Annotated in this window: 14 protein-coding genes and 4 tRNA genes; 14 read left to right on the top strand and 4 right to left on the bottom strand. The window is 56.5% G+C overall.

The features are described 5' to 3' along the window. The first annotated feature begins 148 nt into the window (after positions 1-148). Together C7436_RS04100 and thpD are read left to right on the top strand one after the other, a co-directional pair. A complete protein-coding gene (locus C7436_RS04100; protein ID WP_121206802.1) occupies positions 149-982 on the top strand; it encodes a hypothetical protein in 834 nt (277 codons plus the stop codon). 164 nt (positions 983-1,146) lie between these two features. Then, on the top strand, positions 1,147-2,004 hold the full coding sequence (gene thpD / locus C7436_RS04095; protein ID WP_410110922.1) for an ectoine hydroxylase: 858 nt from the start codon (positions 1,147-1,149) through the stop codon (positions 2,002-2,004). Between the two features lie 91 nt (positions 2,005-2,095). Here thpD and C7436_RS04090 read toward each other — a convergent pair whose 3' ends face one another. Continuing rightward, positions 2,096-4,186, bottom strand: a complete 2,091-nt coding sequence (locus tag C7436_RS04090) for a catalase (RefSeq protein WP_211329847.1) — start codon at positions 4,184-4,186, stop codon at positions 2,096-2,098. Between the two features lie 184 nt (positions 4,187-4,370). On the opposite strand from C7436_RS04090, the gene C7436_RS04085 reads away from it, so the two are divergent. Both C7436_RS04085 and C7436_RS04080 read left to right on the top strand, forming a co-directional pair. Continuing rightward, a complete protein-coding gene (locus C7436_RS04085; RefSeq protein WP_121206799.1) occupies positions 4,371-4,907 on the top strand; it encodes a type 1 glutamine amidotransferase domain-containing protein in 537 nt (178 codons plus the stop codon). Between the two features lie 30 nt (positions 4,908-4,937). Then, positions 4,938-5,168: a ChaB family protein gene (locus C7436_RS04080; RefSeq protein ID WP_121206798.1), complete on the top strand. Its 231-nt coding sequence runs from the start codon at positions 4,938-4,940 to the stop codon at positions 5,166-5,168. 33 nt (positions 5,169-5,201) lie between these two features. Here C7436_RS04080 and lpxH read toward each other — a convergent pair whose 3' ends face one another. Both lpxH and C7436_RS04070 read right to left on the bottom strand, forming a co-directional pair. Further along, complete coding sequence (gene lpxH / locus C7436_RS04075) at positions 5,202-5,936, bottom strand: UDP-2,3-diacylglucosamine diphosphatase (RefSeq protein WP_121206797.1); 735 nt, start codon at positions 5,934-5,936, stop codon at positions 5,202-5,204. Then, a complete protein-coding gene (locus tag C7436_RS04070) occupies positions 5,933-6,433 on the bottom strand; it encodes a peptidylprolyl isomerase (protein ID WP_121206796.1) in 501 nt (166 codons plus the stop codon). The genes lpxH and C7436_RS04070 overlap by 4 nt, the downstream gene beginning before the upstream one ends. A gap of 161 nt (positions 6,434-6,594) precedes the next feature. On the opposite strand from C7436_RS04070, the gene C7436_RS04065 reads away from it, so the two are divergent. From C7436_RS04065 to C7436_RS04055, 3 genes are all read left to right on the top strand, one after another. After that, complete coding sequence (locus C7436_RS04065) at positions 6,595-8,274, top strand: glutamine--tRNA ligase/YqeY domain fusion protein (RefSeq protein ID WP_121206795.1); 1,680 nt, start codon at positions 6,595-6,597, stop codon at positions 8,272-8,274. Continuing rightward, positions 8,274-9,665 (top strand): cysteine--tRNA ligase, encoded by a 1,392-nt coding sequence (gene cysS / locus C7436_RS04060; protein ID WP_121206794.1) that lies wholly within the window; start codon positions 8,274-8,276, stop codon positions 9,663-9,665. Before C7436_RS04065 ends, cysS begins: the two co-directional genes overlap by 1 nt. Positions 9,666-9,812: 147 nt before the next feature. Next, entirely contained in the window at positions 9,813-11,993 is a 2,181-nt protein-coding gene (locus C7436_RS04055; RefSeq protein WP_121206793.1) for a malate synthase G, read from the top strand. Between the two features lie 84 nt (positions 11,994-12,077). Here the strand turns inward: C7436_RS04055 and folD are convergent, their stop codons facing one another. Beyond that, on the bottom strand, positions 12,078-12,938 hold the full coding sequence (gene folD, locus C7436_RS04050; RefSeq protein WP_121206792.1) for a bifunctional methylenetetrahydrofolate dehydrogenase/methenyltetrahydrofolate cyclohydrolase FolD: 861 nt from the start codon (positions 12,936-12,938) through the stop codon (positions 12,078-12,080). Between the two features lie 219 nt (positions 12,939-13,157). On the opposite strand from folD, the gene C7436_RS04045 reads away from it, so the two are divergent. The 7 genes from C7436_RS04045 to clpX all read left to right on the top strand — a co-directional run bounded on the left by C7436_RS04045 (position 13,158) and on the right by clpX (position 17,339). Further along, a tRNA-Pro gene (locus C7436_RS04045) sits at positions 13,158-13,234 on the top strand. A 32-nt stretch (positions 13,235-13,266) separates the two neighbouring features. After that, positions 13,267-13,343 (top strand) — tRNA-Arg (locus C7436_RS04040). Positions 13,344-13,431: 88 nt separating this feature from the next. Beyond that, positions 13,432-13,507, top strand: a tRNA-His gene (locus C7436_RS04035). A gap of 65 nt (positions 13,508-13,572) precedes the next feature. After that, positions 13,573-13,657, top strand: a tRNA-Leu gene (locus C7436_RS04030). A gap of 218 nt (positions 13,658-13,875) precedes the next feature. Next, on the top strand, positions 13,876-15,180 hold the full coding sequence (tig, locus tag C7436_RS04025) for a trigger factor (RefSeq protein ID WP_113879023.1): 1,305 nt from the start codon (positions 13,876-13,878) through the stop codon (positions 15,178-15,180). A 163-nt stretch (positions 15,181-15,343) separates the two neighbouring features. Then, positions 15,344-15,979: an ATP-dependent Clp endopeptidase proteolytic subunit ClpP gene (clpP, locus tag C7436_RS04020; RefSeq protein ID WP_011785318.1), complete on the top strand. Its 636-nt coding sequence runs from the start codon at positions 15,344-15,346 to the stop codon at positions 15,977-15,979. 76 nt (positions 15,980-16,055) lie between these two features. Beyond that, a complete protein-coding gene (gene clpX / locus C7436_RS04015; RefSeq protein ID WP_011785317.1) occupies positions 16,056-17,339 on the top strand; it encodes an ATP-dependent Clp protease ATP-binding subunit ClpX in 1,284 nt (427 codons plus the stop codon). Positions 17,340-17,484 lie beyond the last annotated feature (145 nt).

The raw sequence follows: 17,484 nt of genomic DNA, 5'->3' as shown, positions 1-17,484 counted from the left end.
TGGTGTATATCCGGTGAGGGCGGGTTCAAAGTTACAACTGACTGAAAAGGTCTGAGCAATCCGGTGGCGTATATGCGGCGATCGTTCAGCCTGCTCTTTCACTCTGATTCACCGATAGGTACTGGTTTTGTTGCTGAGAGAGAGTAGCGTGCACAAGTGGCTTGTGGTCGGCCTTATAGTGGCCATTCTCACCGTGGTGTTGGCGGATCAGTTGACTCGGAAGCCGGCCGTGCCAGCGCTTGCGCTCTCCGAGCGGCAACTGGAATGGGTTGGTCAGCAGATATTTCGTAATGAGTGTGCCGGGCGCTATGACTGCCTGGTGCACTGGAATCAGGGAGAGGCCTTTCCATCGCTGGGCATCGGGCATTTTATCTGGTACCCCGAGGGCGTGAACGAGCGTTTTGTGGAGAGTTTCCCTGATCTGATTCGCTTCATGAAAGCCCGCGCAGTGGCGATGCCTGACTGGTTAACGGAAGATCCGGTACCGGATGCCCCATGGCCGGACCAGAACGCGTTTATTGAAGCCGCAGGCAGTCAACGACTGGCGGAACTGCGTGCCTTTCTGGACCGAACCAAAGCCGTTCAGGTGGCCTTCATTTTCAAGCGAGCAGAGCAATCTCTGCACCGGGTTATAGAAGCCGTGCCGGATGATCAGCGGGACACGGTGACAGCACACATTACTGAACTTTCAAAGAGACCTGGCGGCGTCTATGCCCTGATGGATTATGTGAATTTCAAAGGTGAGGGTTTATCGTCACAAGAGGTCTACAGGGGGCAAGGGTGGGGGCTGCGTCAGGTGCTGCTGGAAATGGAACCCGGCAAGGCCGATACGGCCTTGGAGCGCTTTCGCGAAGCGGCCGGCCGGGTGCTTACCCGGCGGGCCGAGAACGCAGAGATGCCCATTGAGCGAGAGCGGTGGCTTCCAGGCTGGCTGAAACGCCTTGAAAGCTATCGGGAACCTACCGAAAGCGATGCGTTATAGCCTTACTTTTCAGTAACTTCTAGCGGTTTCCCTTTATAACCTATGTTGTAGTTGGGGCATGTTTCGATTGTTACGTTGAAACCTCATTTTCAGAGTAATGAGGTTTCATCACCATGTTACAACGAGCTGACTTTTACCGAAGCAGAGAGGAAAACGCAGGAAACATGTTTCCCCGGCACGAGCCGATCGTTCACAGCGCGGGGTCGCAGCGCGAGCAAGGGCCACTGGCCCAGCAACAGCTGGCACAATTTGAGCGGGATGGGTTCTTGTGGCTCGAGAACTTCTTTACCCCGGAGATGGTGGAGGGCTTCTTCGACGAGCTGCGAGACATGGCTCAGGACAAGGCCTTCTGTGAGCGGGATGAAGTGATCATGGATGCAAACCGCGAGAAAATCCGGTCGGTGTTTGCAATGCATGAGACTTCCGAGGCGTTTCACCGTTTGACCCGTGATCCTGAATTGCTGGGTATCGCGCAGCAACTGCTGGGCGGAGACGTCTACATCCACCAGTCCCGGATTAACAGCAAGGCGGGATTTTGCGGCAATGGTTTTGAATGGCACTCGGATTTTGAAACCTGGCACACGGAAGACGGGATGCCCGCCATGCGGGCCGTGAGCGCGTCGATCATGTTGACGGATAATAATGCTTTCAACGGCCCGTTGATGCTCATTCCCGGTTCGCACGAGTATTTTGTGCCCTGTGCCGGTGCCACGCCTGAGAACAACTGGACACAGTCACTGCAGAAGCAGACAGCAGGGGTGCCGTCCCGTGATGCTGTAGGTCAGCTGGCAAATCGGCATGGTATTGAGGCGCCCACCGGTCCGGCAGGGTCTCTGCTACTGTTTGAGTGCAATACCCTGCATGCCTCTAACCGGAACATGTCGCCCTGGCCTCGAGCCAATCTGTTTTTTGTTTACAACAGCGTGGACAACCGCCTTGTGGAGCCATTCTGCGGAAGTAAACGGCGTCCTGAGTATCTCGCGGCTCGTGCCAATACTCAGCCTCTCAAACCCTGGAGCTGATTGGCGGTCTGAGTGCCTGACCAGGCTCTACATAAAAAATGCCCCCATCGGCTATCCGATGGGGGCATCTCTGTTTCTACGGGAGGCGTTTTTACACGATGTCGACATGCTCCTGGCGCTGCCAGTAACGGCCGGTTTGGCACTGCTTAACCAGAGTGGCTGCCTGTTCCGTTGTGTCGAGTGTCAGACACCCGGCATCCACTTTTTCTTCCAGCCCTGCTGATTTCAGCAAGGCCTTGGCCGCCTTGTTATAGCCAATGAACTTGCAGTGCGCAAAGGCATCATTGACGAAATCGCGAGCTGGACCGTGGCTGGCCAGGGTGTCTGCCTCATTGTCCGTCATCAGCAAGGCCACTGCGTCGAACAGGACAGAGGGGCCTCCGTCGATCTTTTCGTCTGCAGCCAGCACAGACCCATCGCTGGTGGTGACTCCGTGGATGGTGGGGGCCACGACTTTGAGTTCGGCGCCTTCGTCGTCCAGGGCCTGTTTCAGCGCATCGATCAGCTTGGTATCTACGCCATCGCTGACGAGGACGCCGAGTCGGCGGCCTTTAAAGCTGTCGGGGCCATTTCGAATGATGCTGAGTTTGTCCGAGACGGGCAGATCGGAGCGCGGTTGCCTGGCTGCTTCCGCCGGCTCCGGCATTGGCGTAAGACCGAGGCCGGTCGCTACTTTTTCGGCCAGCGTTTTATCGACATTCAGCAGGTGGCCCACCACCCGTGCCCGGATATCCTCACGCTGGACTTTGCTCAGTTCAAAGACAAAAGCATCGGCAATATGGGTTTGCTCCGCACGGGTCTGGCTGATGTAAAACTGCCGTGCCTGGCTATAATGGTCAGCGAAGGTTTCCGATCGTACCCGACCGGCGGGACTCTGCAGTGCACGGGGATGGCTGCGAAAGCCGGTATCGGGGTTTTCCCGTGGACCACCGTCATTGCCCCAACTGTTGGGCTCGTAGTTGGCGCGGGTGGTGGGGTTGCTTTCCGCCATATGCCCATCCTGCTGGAAGTGATGCATCGGGCATTTCGGGGCGTTAATAGGCAGGCGGTTGAAGTTTGGCCCGCCCAGGCGCTTGACCTGAGTGTCCAGATAGGAAAAATTACGCCCCTGCAACAAGGGGTCGTCGGTAAAATCAATGCCAGGAACAATATTCTGGGTGCAGAAGGCGACCTGTTCCGTCTCGGCAAAGAAGTTCTCGACTACACGGTTGAGCACCAGTTTGCCGACGGGTTGCACCGGAACCTGTTCTTCCGGGATAAGTTTGGTCGGATCCAGTACATCGAATTCAAACTGATCGGCAAAGGCTTCGTCAAACACCTGCACACCCAACTCCCATTCCGGGTAATCACCGCGTTGAATGGCCTCCCACAGATCCCGGCGATGAAAGTCCGGGTCGGCGCCATTGATCTTGACCGCCTCGTTCCAGACCACCGACTGGAGTCCCTGCAGCGGTTTCCAGTGAAACTTTACGAATCGCGTCTCGCCGCCGCTCGTTACCATCCGGAAGGTGTGCACGCCAAAGCCCTCCATAAAGCGGAAGGACCGCGGGATGCCCCGGTCCGACATGGTCCACATGAGCATATGGGTGCTCTCGGGCATCAGGCTGACAAAATCCCAGAAATTGTCATGGGCGGATTGTGCCTGAGGGAACCCCCGGTCTGGTTCCTGTTTTCCAGCATGGACCAGGTCCGGGAATTTCATTGCATCCTGAATAAAGAATACGGGAATGTTATTGCCGACCAGGTCCCAATTGCCTTCACGGGTGTAGAGCTTTACCGCAAAGCCCCGGACATCTCTGGCCAGATCAAAGGAGCCTTTGTTTCCCAGTACAGTGGAAAAGCGCACGAACGCGGGAGTTTGTTCCCCGGGTCGTTGGAACAGGTCGGCGCAGGTGAGTTCGGCCTGGCATTTGTAGTTTTCGAAATAGCCGTGCACGCCAAAGCCTCTGGCATGCACCACACGTTCGGGAATCCGCTCGTGGTCAAAATGAAACAGTTTCTCCCGAAGCACCTGGTCTTCCAGCAGGGTAGGGCCGCGGGCCCCGGCTTTCAGAGAGTTCTGGTTATCTGAAATGGGAACGCCCTGGGGTGTGGTCAGGGTGTCGCTGCGGCTCTGCGCTGTTTGGTGCGTTTCTCCGCCGGCCGTCATCGGGTAGGGGCGCTCGGTTCTGTTCTCAGGCATAACTTGGCTCCTATGCTTTGCTGGCAAGAGCCTCTCATTTAAGCAGAGTCTCCGCTGCTTGCCTTTAACATGTGTTAATGCCCGAGGGCTGGAATAACCACACCATATGCGACTAGGGTTGGAATAGTGTATTTGCGTTCCCTTCGTTTTTTCTGCGCAAGATTATTAGAGGAGGTAGAGCCGTATGACTGGTGCATTAAGCGGGAAAACGGTGGCCCTGCTTGCAACGGACGGCGTGGAGCAGGTAGAGCTGACAACGCCCTGGGACAAACTCAGGCAGGCCGGGGCTAAGGTGGAACTGGTTTCACTCGAATCCGGCTCGATACGAGGGTATCACCATCTGGACAAGGGGGATTTGTTCTCTGTCGATAAGACGGTGAATGAGGTGACAGCTGAGCAGTTCGATGCGCTGGTTTTACCTGGTGGCCTGGCCAATCCCGATGCTTTACGTTTAAACACCGAAGCCGTTGACTTGGTGAAACACTGTGTTCAGTCAGATATGCCGGTTGCGGCGATATGCCATGCCCCCTGGTTGCTGGTTGAGGCCGGGGTGGTCAAGGGTCGAACCATGACGTCGTTCCCAAGCCTCAGGACGGATATCAACAACGGAGGTGGCCACTGGGTTGACCAAGCGGTCCATCAGGAGGCAGGCATCATTACCAGCCGCAAGCCGGATGACCTGGAGCAATTCTGTGACGCGCTGATCGCCGCCCTTGGATGAGCGGGTGCGTGAGAAGCGAGGAGGTGACCTATGCCTTACGATCGTAAATCCGATTTGCCAGACGGAGTTCGAAACAATCTGCCGGCCCACGCCCAGGAAATATATCGCAAAGCGTTCAATTCGGCTTGGGAGGAGTACCGCCACCCTGAAGACCGCCGTGGCGACGCCGATCGTGAAGAAACCGCCCATCGCGTCGCGTGGGCGGCGGTAAAACAGGAATACCACAAAGCCGACGGCGAGTGGGTGAAAGACCGTTCCTGACTACCGGCTGGGGGGCACCCTGCCATTCAGTCTCTAGAAATCGGCGAGTGGTTGGTGCTTCAGGGCAACGGGCTGGCCTGCGCTGGCCTCAAGCCACCAGACATTTTCGTGCCAGTCTCCCAGTACAACCCTGCGGGCGGGCTTGCCATTGGCTTCCAGCTCATGAATGGCGGGGCGATGGGTGTGGCCGTGAATCATCAGTTGAACGTTATGGGCTTCCAGTTCTTGCACCACTTCCTCGGGGGTCACATCCATGATGGTCTCAGCCTTGCCCTGATTCTTCGCCATGGAGATTTCCCGCAGTTGCCGTGCCATCAGCTGACGATCTTTGAGTGGGCGGGAGAGAAGCATCTTCACCGTTTGCGGGTTACGCATGTTGGCCCGGAACTTCTGATATTCCACATCGGCCGTGCAGAGGCTGTCACCGTGCATCAGTAGGGTGGGTGTGCCATACAGATCCACTACCGTCGGATCATCCAGCAGGATGGCGCCGGCGCGCGCGCAGAAATCTTCGCCAATGAGGAAGTCCCGGTTGCCGTGCATCAGGTAAATATCGGTGCCTGTGTCCCGCACCTCCCGCAAGGCCGCCGCTACCTGTTCCTGCAGCGGGGTTCGCTCGTCATCTCCAATCCAGGCTTCAAAAAAGTCGCCAAGAATGTATAGACGCTCAACGCCCAAGGCTTTGTCTCTGAGGAAGGTCAGAAACGCTCCCGTAATATCCGGGCGCGATTCTTCCAGGTGCAGATCCGAGATAAACAGCGTGGTCACGCGTCCTCCAGAACCTCGGCTTTTTCAATCACTACGTCCTCAAACGGGACGTCCTGGTGGCCGGCGCGCATGGTGGTGCGAACGGCGCGGATCTTGTTGACGGTCTCCATGCCCTCGGCCACCTTGCCGAATACGCAGTAGCCCCAGCCCTCTGCGTTCTTGGCGGTGTGGTCCAGAAAACCGTTGTTCTCAACGTTGATGAAGAACTGGGCGGTGGCGGAGTGGGGGTCCATGGTGCGGGCCATGGCAATGGTGCCGACCATGTTGCTCAGGCCGTTGTCAGCCTCGTTCTGGATAGGTTCGCGGGTTTTGCGCGGCGTCATGCCAGGCTCAAAGCCGCCGCCCTGAATCATGAAGTTGCTGATAACGCGGTGAAAAATCAGGCCATCGTAAAAACCGTCGCGAACGTACTGTTCGAAGTTTTTGGCGGTTTCCGGGGCTTTCTCGTAGTCCAGTTCCAGCTTGATATCACCGAAGTTTGTCTGCAGCAGAATCATCAGGGTTTCCTGTGTTTGGGGATCGGAATGTTTAAAGTGGCTATTGTACTCAAGAGTTTCGTCCGGTGCATGAGTCCGGCATGGATTTGTGAGTATAATAGGCGGTTTAAACGGAGCATCCGGACAGCTCCCATGATTCATTCCCTGTTGACAGAGATTGTATGAGCGCCGAGTCGAAGAAAGCCCACAACTTTATCCAGAGCCTGATTGAAGACGCTATCGCCAAAGGGGAGCACACCGGGAAGGTGGTCACCCGTTTCCCCCCGGAGCCCAATGGCTATCTGCACATTGGTCATGCCAAATCGATCTGTTTGAATTTCGGCATTGCCGAAACCTTTAACGGTGAGTGCAACCTGCGATTTGACGACACCAACCCGGAAAAGGAAAGCCAGGAGTATATCGACGCTATCAAGCAGGACGTGGAGTGGCTGGGCTATGAGTGGGCCGGCGAGGTGTGTTACGCGTCGGATTACTTTGATCAGCTCTACGCCTTTGCCGAAGAGCTCATTCAGAACGATAAAGCCTATGTCTGTGCCCTGAGCGCTGAACAGATGGCCGAGTACCGGGGCTCCCTGAAAGAGCCCGGCAAGAACAGCCCATACCGGGATCGCCCGGTAGAGGAAAGCCTGCAGCTGTTCCGGGACATGCGCGACGGCAAGTTCCAGAACGGTGAGCTGGTGTTGCGGGCCAAGATTGATATGGCATCCCCGAATATCAACCTGCGGGACCCGATTCTGTACCGGATTCGCTACGCGGATCATCACCAGACCGGCAGCAAGTGGTGCATCTATCCGATGTATGACTTTACCCATCCGATCTCCGATGCTCTGGAAGGGATTACCCATTCCCTGTGTACCCTGGAATTCGAGGATCACCGGCCGCTGTACGACTGGGTGCTGGACAATATCACCATCCCCTGTCATCCGCGCCAGATCGAATTTGCCCGGCTGAATCTGAACTACACCATTACCAGCAAGCGCAAACTGAAGCGGCTGGTGGATGAAAACGTGGTTAGTGGCTGGAACGACCCCCGGATGCCGACGATTTCCGGCATGCGCCGTCGTGGTTACACACCGGAGTCCATTCGCAACTTCTGCGACATGATCGGCGTGAACAAGGCCGGTGGCACCGTGGATGTCGGTATGCTGGAGCACGCTATCCGAGAAGATCTGAATAACCGTGCGCCCCGCGCCATGTGCGTGATGCGTCCGCTCAAGGTCACCCTGACCAACTATCCGGCTGACCAGACGGAAACCCTCACTCTGCCAGTGCATCCGCAGAATCCGGATATGGGCGAGCGGGAAGTGACCTGGAGTCAGACCCTGTTTATTGACCGGGAAGATTTCGAGGTAGAGCCGCCGCGTAAGTGGAAGCGGCTGGCCCCGGACCAGGCGGTGCGGCTGCGCGGTGGTTACGTGATGACCTGCAAAGAGGTTGTGCGTGACGGCAGCGGCGAGATTGTCGAGCTCAAGTGCGAATACGATCCGAATACCCTGGGCGTGAACCCGGAGGGCTACAAACCCAATGGCGTGATTCACTGGGTGTCGGCCAGCGACAGCGTGGAGACGGATATCAATCTTTACGACCGCCTGTTCAACCACGAATCTCCGGACAGCGACAAGGAAGGCGATTTTCTGGATCATCTGAACCCGGAATCTCTGGTCGTTCTCAAAGGTGCCCGCGTTGAGAAAAGTCTGGCTCAGCCCCGTACCGATCTGCCGTACCAGTTCGAGCGCGAGGGATACTTTTTCTGCGACCAGGAACTGACTGAAAAGTCTGGCAAGCCGGTGTTCAATCGTACCGTAACGCTGCGGGATTCCTGGGGTAAGGGAGGCAAGTAATGCGTATCTACAATACGCTGACACAGCAAAAGGAAGCGTTCAAAACCCTGGAGCCTGGCAAGGTTCGTATGTACGTGTGCGGCATGACTGTCTACGACTATTGCCATCTGGGGCATGCCCGGGTGCTGGTGGCGTTTGACGTAGTGACTCGGTATCTGCGGCATCGCGGATACGACGTACACTATGTGCGCAACATTACCGATATCGACGACAAAATCCTGCGCCGGGCTGATGAAAATGGTGAGGTGTATACCGACCTGACCGACCGGATGATCCGGGCCATGCACGAGGACGAGGCGAAGCTCGGCGTGCTGTCACCCAACGATGAGCCTCGGGCGACTGCCTTTATCGACGACATCATTGCCATGATCCAGAAGCTGATCGCCGGTGGCCACGCCTACGCTGCCGATAATGGCGACGTGTACTTTGCCGTGGAGTCTTTCCCGGATTACGGCAAGCTGAGCAAGAAAAAGCTGGAAGATCTGGTAGCCGGTGCTCGAGTGGATGTGCAGGAGGCCAAGCGCAGCCCTGCAGACTTTGCGCTCTGGAAGGCCGCCAAGCCAGGCGAGGTGAGCTGGCAGTCGCCGTGGGGCGAAGGTCGCCCCGGATGGCATATTGAGTGTTCCGCCATGTCTACCAAGTGCCTGGGTGATACCTTCGATATTCACGGTGGTGGTCCGGATCTGCTGTTCCCCCATCATGAAAACGAAATCGCCCAGTCGGAATGTGCCACCGGCCACACCTTTGTGCACACCTGGATGCATGCCGGCGCCATTCGAGTGAATAAGGAAAAGATGTCCAAGTCGCTGGGCAACTTTTTTACCATTCGCGAGATTCTGGAAAAGTACCCGGCGGAAGTGGTTCGCTATTTCCTGGTGTCCAGCCACTACCGGAGCCAGGTGGACTATTCCGAGGATAACCTGGCGGAGGCCGGGCGAACCTTGACCAAGCTCTATCATGCCCTGCGGGGTATCGTGCCAGCGAAAGAAGCGGATGTAGCGGAAACGGACCACGACCGTCGTTTTGCCGAGGTAATGGATGATGATTTCAATACTGCTGGCGCCATTGCCGTGCTGCATGCAGTGGCGAATGACATCAATCATTACCGCCGGGAAGGTGATGAAGAAGCCGCCAAGCGTAGCGCGGCCGTTCTGGTGCGGCTGGGTGCTGTGCTCGGTCTGCTGCAGCAGAACCCGGAAGCCTTCTTCCAGGCGGATACCGGCAGTGAGCTGACCGCCGAGGACATCGAGGCCATGATTCAGGCCCGTGCCGATGCCCGCAAAGCCAAAGACTTTGCGGAGGCTGATCGCATTCGCGATGATCTGCTGGAGAAGGGCATTATCCTGGATGACAGCCGCGAAGGAACCACCTGGCGCCGGAGCCAGGACTGAGTTGATTCGCGCAATGTCGCATTGTACCGGTGGGAATGACCTTGTAGGGAATTTCACGTACAATGCGGCGCTCTAATCAGAACGTCCCCGCGCTTTCAGGCGCCATCAGGGGAGTCGGGAACTACAAACCCATTGAGGCAAGCAACGATGACAGAACGCGTTCAAGTTGGCGGCATCCAGATCGCCAAGAATCTGTACGATTTTGTAAATAACGAAGCGATTCCGGGCACCGGTATTGACGCTGACAAGTTCTGGGCCGAGTTCGACAAGATCGTGAACGAGCTCGCTCCGCGCAATCGCGAGCTGCTGCTCAAGCGTGACGAAATCCAGGAAAAAATGGACACCTGGAACCGCGAGCACAAGGGCCAGAAACTGGACATGGCTGAGTACAAGGCGTTTCTGAAAGACATCGGCTACCTGGTAGATGAGCCGGCGGATTTCAAAATCTCCACCTCCAATGTGGATCCGGAAATCGCCACCATGGCCGGCCCGCAGTTGGTTGTGCCGGTCATGAATGCCCGTTTCGCCCTGAACGCGGCTAACGCCCGCTGGGGTAGCCTGTACGATGCCCTGTACGGTACCGACGCTATTTCTGAGGAAGATGGTGCTGAGAAAGGTCGTGGCTACAACCCGGTTCGTGGCGCGAAGGTGATTGAGTGGGCCCGCAACCTGCTGGATGGCTCTGCACCACTGGCTTCCGGCAGCCATAAAGACGCCGCAAAATACTACATCGATGGCGGCAAGCTGGCGGTTAAACTTCAGAACGGTGACGTGACCGGTCTGAAAGACGAGTCCGGTTTTGTGGGTTACACCGGCGCTGCCGGTGCCCCCACTGGCGTTTTGCTGGTGAAGAATGGCATGCATTTCGAAATCCAGATTGATGCCAGCCATCCGATCGGCAAGGATGACGGTGCCCACGTTAAAGACGTTCTGATGGAATCGGCCCTGACCACCATCATGGACTGCGAAGACTCAGTTGCCGCGGTAGATGCTGATGACAAGGTTGTCGCCTACAAGAACTGGCTTGGCCTGATGAAGGGCGATCTGGAAGAGTCCTTTGAGAAGGGCGGCCAGATGATGACTCGTCGCATGAATGGCGACCGCACCTACACTGGCGCCGATGGCAGCGAGCTGACCCTCAAGGGTCGCAGCCTGCTGTTCGTTCGTAACGTTGGTCACCTGATGACTAACCCGGCCATTCTGCTGAAGGATGGTAGCGAAATCCCCGAGGGTCTGATGGACGGCTTGGTAACATCCCTGATCGCCATCCACGACCTGAAGGGCGACGGCAAATTCCAGAACAGCACCAAGGGTTCTGTGTACATTGTTAAGCCCAAGCAGCACGGCCCGGAAGAAGTGGCGTTCACCAATGAATTCTTCGGTCGTGTTGAAGACGCTCTTGGTCTGCCGCGCTTCACCCTGAAAGTGGGCATCATGGACGAAGAGCGTCGCACCACGGTGAACCTGAAGGCCTGCATCCACGCGGCCAAAGAGCGCACCGTGTTTATCAATACCGGCTTCCTGGATCGCACCGGTGATGAGATTCATACATCCATGGAGTTGGGTCCCTTCATCCGTAAGGGGCCGATGAAGCAGGCCGCCTGGATCAACGCCTACGAGCAGTGGAACGTGGACATCGGCCTGGAAGCCGGTCTGTCCGGCGTTGCCCAGATTGGTAAGGGTATGTGGGCCATGCCGGATCTGATGGCAGGCATGCTGGAGGCCAAGATCGGTCATCCGAAGGCTGGTGCCAACACCGCCTGGGTTCCGTCTCCGACAGCCGCTACCTTGCATGCCACTCACTACCACCAGGTGAACGTGTTTGATGTGCAGAAAGAGCTGGCTAACCGTCAGCGCGCGTCTCTGGACGACATCCTGACTGTGCCGGTGATGGATGATCCGTCTTCGTTGAGCGCCGAGGACATTCAGCAGGAACTGGACAACAACGCCCAGGGTATCCTTGGCTACGTTGTACGCTGGATCGACCAGGGTGTGGGCTGCTCCAAGGTGCCTGACATCAACGATGTGGGCCTGATGGAAGACCGTGCGACACTGCGTATTTCTTCGCAGCTGCTGACCAACTGGTTGTACCACGGCATCTGCTCTGAAGAGCAGATCATGGAAACCATGAAGCGCATGGCTGCGGTTGTTGATAAGCAGAACGCTGGTGATGCGGCATACCGCAACATGGCTCCGAACTTTGATGACAGCATCGCCTTCCAGGCCGCTGTGGATCTGGTTCTGAAGGGTCGCGAACAGCCGGCCGGTTACACTGAGCCGCTGCTGCACGCTTACCGTCAGAAGGCCAAGGCCAAATACGGGCAGTAAAACGCCCGTCCATAAAAAACCCCGCTTCGGCGGGGTTTTTTATTGGGGTTGCCCCCGCTGACGAAGAGTTCGCGGGATGGCGCGTCAGGTGTCGGCGTGCAGCACGTCGGCGGCGTAAAGGGTGTTTTCCAGCAGGGTGGCAATGGTCATGGGGCCGACGCCGCCCGGTACCGGGGTGATGTAAGCCGCACGCTCTGCTGCAGCGTCAAAATCGACATCGCCACAGAGTTTGCCATCATCCATCCGGTTGATGCCCACATCAATGACGGTGGCGCCGCGTTTGACCCACTCGCCCTTGATGATGCCCGGTTTGCCCACTGCGGCCACCAGGATGTCTGCTTCCCCAACAAATTTCTCGAGATTGTCGGTAAATCGATGGCATACCGTTGTCGTGGCTCCCTTTAGCAGCAGTTCCATGCTCATGGGGCGACCGACAATGTTGGAGGCCCCGACAATAACTGCGTGCTGGCCTTTGTAGGGGGTGCCAATGGAGTCCAGCAGGGTGATGACGCCTGCCGGTGTGCAGGGCCGCAGGGTAGGCTTGCGCTGCATCAGGCGGCCGATGTTGTAGGGATGAAAGCCGTCTACGTCCTTGTCGGGCCGTATCTTTACCAGAATCGGATCAGCATCCAGGTGCGAGGGCAGGGGAAGTTGAACCAGTATGCCGTCAACGGCGGGGTTCTCGTTCAGCTCGTCAACCAGCGCTTCCAGTGCCGCCTGGGAGGTATCTTCCGGCAAATCATAGGACAGCGACAGGATGCCTGCCTGCTCGCAGGCCTTGCGTTTGTTGCCAACGTATACCTGGGATGCCGGATCGTGACCGACCAGTACCACGGCCAGCCCGGGCGCTCTCAGGCCCTTCTGTTTTCTGGCTTCGACACCGGCGGCCACCTGTTGCCGGACCTGTGCAGCAATTTCTTTTCCGTTAATCAGTTTGGCGCTCATGTTTCCGTCTTGTCGGTTTGGGCGTAAAAGTGAAGGCCGGGCATTGTCTCATGCTTCAGGGTTAACGCCAATGTAGAGGGGTGGTCGGGAACTCCAGCGGTTACAGGTGGTCATTTATAGGACTGTCTCGGCAAGGAATTTTCAATTCCGTGTTGACGGACGCGATCGGCGCCGGTAATATGCGCGCCAACTTTGCTGAGGCACTTGTTGTTCAGTTAACGGGGTATAGCGCAGTCTGGTAGCGCGCCTGCTTTGGGAGCAGGATGTCGGGAGTTCGAATCTCTCTACCCCGACCACTTTCTGGATATTCAGGTGGGCGAACGGTCAAGCGCCCGTAGCTCAGCTGGATAGAGCATCCGCCTTCTAAGCGGATGGTCGCAGGTTCGAGTCCTGCCGGGCGCGCCATCTCGTTAATCGCAGATTGGTACCGGACTCGCCGAACCAGCAAAGTTGAAGTAAGCAGTAGTGTGCCGGCAGGCACCTCCCTGATGTGGTGGACGTAGCTCAGTTGGTAGAGCTCAGGATTGTGACTCCTGCGGTCGAGGGTTCGAACCCCTTCGTCCACCCCACTTTTCCCCTTGTTTGTTTCCGAGCAACCTGATTCCCTGTTATGGTTCAGAGCTGCGCCGGATATGCGAGAGTGGCGGAATTGGTAGACGCACTGGATTTAGGTTCCAGCGGGTAATACCGTGAGAGTTCGAGTCTCTCCTCTCGCACCACCCTTTCTTTTTTCTGATTTGTCCCCATTGTATTCCCGTACCGCGTTGTCAGGCGCGTCTCAAACCCATATTCAGGGTGGCCGGGTGATTCTCTCGGCGGGGCAAACCGTGATAAACTACCGGCTTTTAATTTTGCGTCCCTTTGGGGTGAGCTGCTCCTGCCGGGATTTTGGTTTAATTTTCATTCACCTACAGAATCTGTAATTTGAGGAACTTCCATGCAAGTGTCTGTTGAAACGACCTCCAACATCGAGCGTCGCATGACGATTGGTGTGCCCGCCCAGGAAATCGACCAGGCGGTTCAGAAACGCCTGCAGGAAACTGCTCGCACCGTGCGCCTGAACGGTTTCCGCCCTGGCAAGGTTCCCATGAGCGTGGTCAAGCGTCGTTTTGGTGACAGCATCCGCCAGGAAGTGGTTGGCGAGGCTATGCGCGACAACTACATCAAGGCGCTGCAGGAGCAGGATATCAATCCGGCTGGCTGGCCCAAGTTGGAGCCGAAGACCATGGAAGAAGGCAAGGACCTCGAGTTCGTTGCGACTTTTGAGGTTCTGCCGGAAATTGAGCTGGGCGATCTGAGCAAGATCAACGTTGAGAAGCCGGTGTCTGAAGTTGCCGACAAGGATATCGACAACATGATCGATAATCTGCGTCGCCAGCAGGCCACCATGAAAGAGGTCAAGCGCAAGTCCAAGAACAAGGACATCGTGACTATCGACTTCAAGGGCTCCATCGACGGTGAAGAATTCGAAGGTGGCTCCGCTGAAGGTCATCGTCTGACCCTGGGTTCAGGTCAGATGATCCCTGGCTTTGAAAAGGGCATTGTGGGTGGTAAAGCCGGCGAAGAGCTGGAAATCGATGTCACTTTCCCTGAGGACTACCATAACGAAGACCTGGCGGGTAAAGATGCCAAGTTCGCTATCACTATCCACAAGGTAGAAGAGCCGCAGCTGCCGGAACTGGATCAGGAATTCTTCAAGCGTTTCGGCATCGAAGCTGAAGACGAAGCAGCTTTCCGCGAGGAAGTGAAGAAGAACATGGAGCGCGAGCTCAAGCAGGCGGTATCCAACAAGGTCAAGAACGACGTTGTAGATGGTCTGCTGGAGACCACCGAGCTGGAAGTACCTGCGGCTCTGGTTGACCAGGAAATTGATCGCCTGCGTCAGGACGCCGTTCAGCGCTTTGGCGGGCAGGTGGATTTCCAGCAATTGCCGAAGGAAATCTTCGAAGAGCAGGCGAAGCGTCGCGTGAAGACGGGTCTGCTGTTCCAGGAAGTGGTCAAGAAAAATGACCTGAAGGCTGACGAAGCGAAAGTGGAAGAAAAGATCCAGGAGATCGCTTCTACGTATGAACAGCCGGACGAGGTTGTTGCACACTTCAACAGCAACCCGGATCAGAAGGCTCAGGTTGAGTCTTCTGTACTGGAAGATGCCGTGGTTGATTTTGTGCTTGGCGCGGCCAAGGTAAAAGAGAAGAAGATGAAGTACGAGGAAGCGGTGCAGGCCGGTCAGCCCCAGCGCTGATGGCCGCCGGGCTCTGGCCCGGTGCCGTGTTCTGGAAGCAGCCGGCGTGTCCGGCTGTTTTCATCTGGGCGATCTGCTGGCAGAGTATATGGGGTACCGGAATACAACGGGCTCCCGTTGAAGCAGGAGTCCAAACCATTGTCCATAAGGAGTTCAGGCGCACATGACGCAGAAACCGTTTGATGGCCCTACAATGATAACCAGCTCAGGCCTGGTGCCGATTGTTATTGAACAGACGGCACGCGGCGAACGTTCGTTCGACATTTATTCCCGTCTGCTCAAGGAGCGGGTGATCTTTCTGGTTGGCCCGGTTGAAGATCACATGGCAAACCTCGTGGTTGCCCAGTTGCTGTTCCTGGAATCCGAAAATCCGGACAAGGATATCCATCTTTATATCAACAGTCCGGGTGGCTCCGTTTCCGCCGGCATGTCCATTTACGACACCATGCAGTTCGTGAAGCCGGACGTAGCAACGCTTTGCATCGGTCAGGCAGCCAGCATGGGTGCTTTCCTGTTGTCGGGTGGCGCGAAGGGCAAGCGTGCCTGCCTGCCGCACTCCCGTGTAATGATTCATCAGCCGCTGGGCGGCTATCAGGGGCAGGCGACGGACATCGAGATCCATACCCGTGAGATCCTGAAAATCCGCAACACGCTCAACGAGCTGCTGGCGGAGCACACCGGTCAGGACATCGAGACCATCGCCCGGGATACCGACCGTGATAATTTCATGGATCCTGCCCAGGCCAAAGAGTACGGGTTGATCGATACAATACTTGATAAGCGCGTATCGAATAAATAATACTGAAAGTCATCGCATCACTACCGGCCGGCGTACACACTGATGACACCGGCCAACGAAGAACAGAGGTATTTCAATGGCAGATGAAAGAAACGGCAGAGGCGACGATAACGGCAAGTTGCTCTACTGCTCGTTTTGTGGAAAGAGCCAGCATGAAGTCCGTAAGCTCATTGCAGGGCCCTCGGTGTTCATCTGCGACGAGTGCGTTGATCTGTGCAATGACATTATCCGGGAAGAGATTCAGGAGAACGCCCCGGAGGAGGCCAGCGACCGCCTGCCCACGCCGGCAGAGATCCGTGAGACTCTGAATGAATATGTTATTGGCCAGGATCGCGCCAAGGTCGTTCTGTCTGTAGCGGTGTATAACCACTACAAGCGTCTTCGCTACGGCGAGGGCAAGAGTGATGTCGAGCTGGGCAAAAGCAACATTCTGCTGATCGGTCCCACCGGTAGCGGTAAGACCCTGTTGGCGGAAACCCTTGCGCGCATGCTGAATGTACCGTTTACCATCGCGGATGCGACCACGCTGACCGAAGCAGGCTATGTGGGTGAGGATGTTGAAAACATCATCCAGAAACTGCTGCAGAAGTGCGACTACGATGTCGAAAAGGCCCAGCGCGGTATTGTCTACATCGACGAGATCGACAAGATTTCCCGCAAGTCCGATAACCCGTCCATTACCAGGGATGTATCGGGTGAGGGTGTTCAGCAGGCTTTGCTGAAGCTGATCGAGGGTACTGTCGCTTCGGTTCCTCCTCAGGGTGGGCGTAAACACCCCCAGCAGGAATTCCTGCAGGTGGATACCGGTAACATCCTGTTTATCTGTGGCGGTGCCTTCGCCGGCCTCGACAAGGTTATCCAGGAACGCTCTGAGCGCAGTTCCATTGGCTTCTCGGCTACAGTCAAGAGCCAGGACGACAGCAAGAGCACTGGCGATATCATTCGCGAAGTCGAGACCGAGGATCTGGTGAAGTTTGGCCTGATTCCGGAATTCGTCGGCCGTCTGCCTGTGGTGGCCACGTTGACCGAACTGGATGAAGAAGCACTGGTGCAGATTCTGACCGAGCCCAAAAACGCCCTGACCAAGCAGTATCAGAAGCTGTTTGATATGGAAGGGGTGGAGCTGGACTTCCGGGAAGACGCCCTGCGCGCAGTGGCCAGAAAAGCCATGGAGCGCAAGACCGGTGCCCGTGGTCTGCGGTCGATAATGGAAGCGACCCTGCTGGATACCATGTATCAGATTCCCTCTGAGCATGATGTCTCCAAGGTGGTGATCGACGAGAGTGTGATCAAGGGGGATTCAGAGCCCTTCAAGATCTACGCCAGCAGCGATCACGCCAAGGCGGTGCCCGAAGACTGAGCGGGCACAGGGCGTAGAATACCGGGTGATATAAAAGGGGCGTTCAACGCCCCTTTTTCATCTCAGGCCCTTATCGTTTGCTCCCTGATATTTCCCATCGTAAAAAGATTGCAATTTTTGTCAGCGCCCCAATGTTGGGTGATAT

This window comes from Marinobacter nauticus, assembly GCF_003634635.1.
GTDB lineage: Bacteria > Pseudomonadota > Gammaproteobacteria > Pseudomonadales > Oleiphilaceae > Marinobacter > Marinobacter nauticus.
Note: the sequence above shows the minus strand (reverse complement) of the source record. Positions and strands in the feature narration are given on the sequence as shown.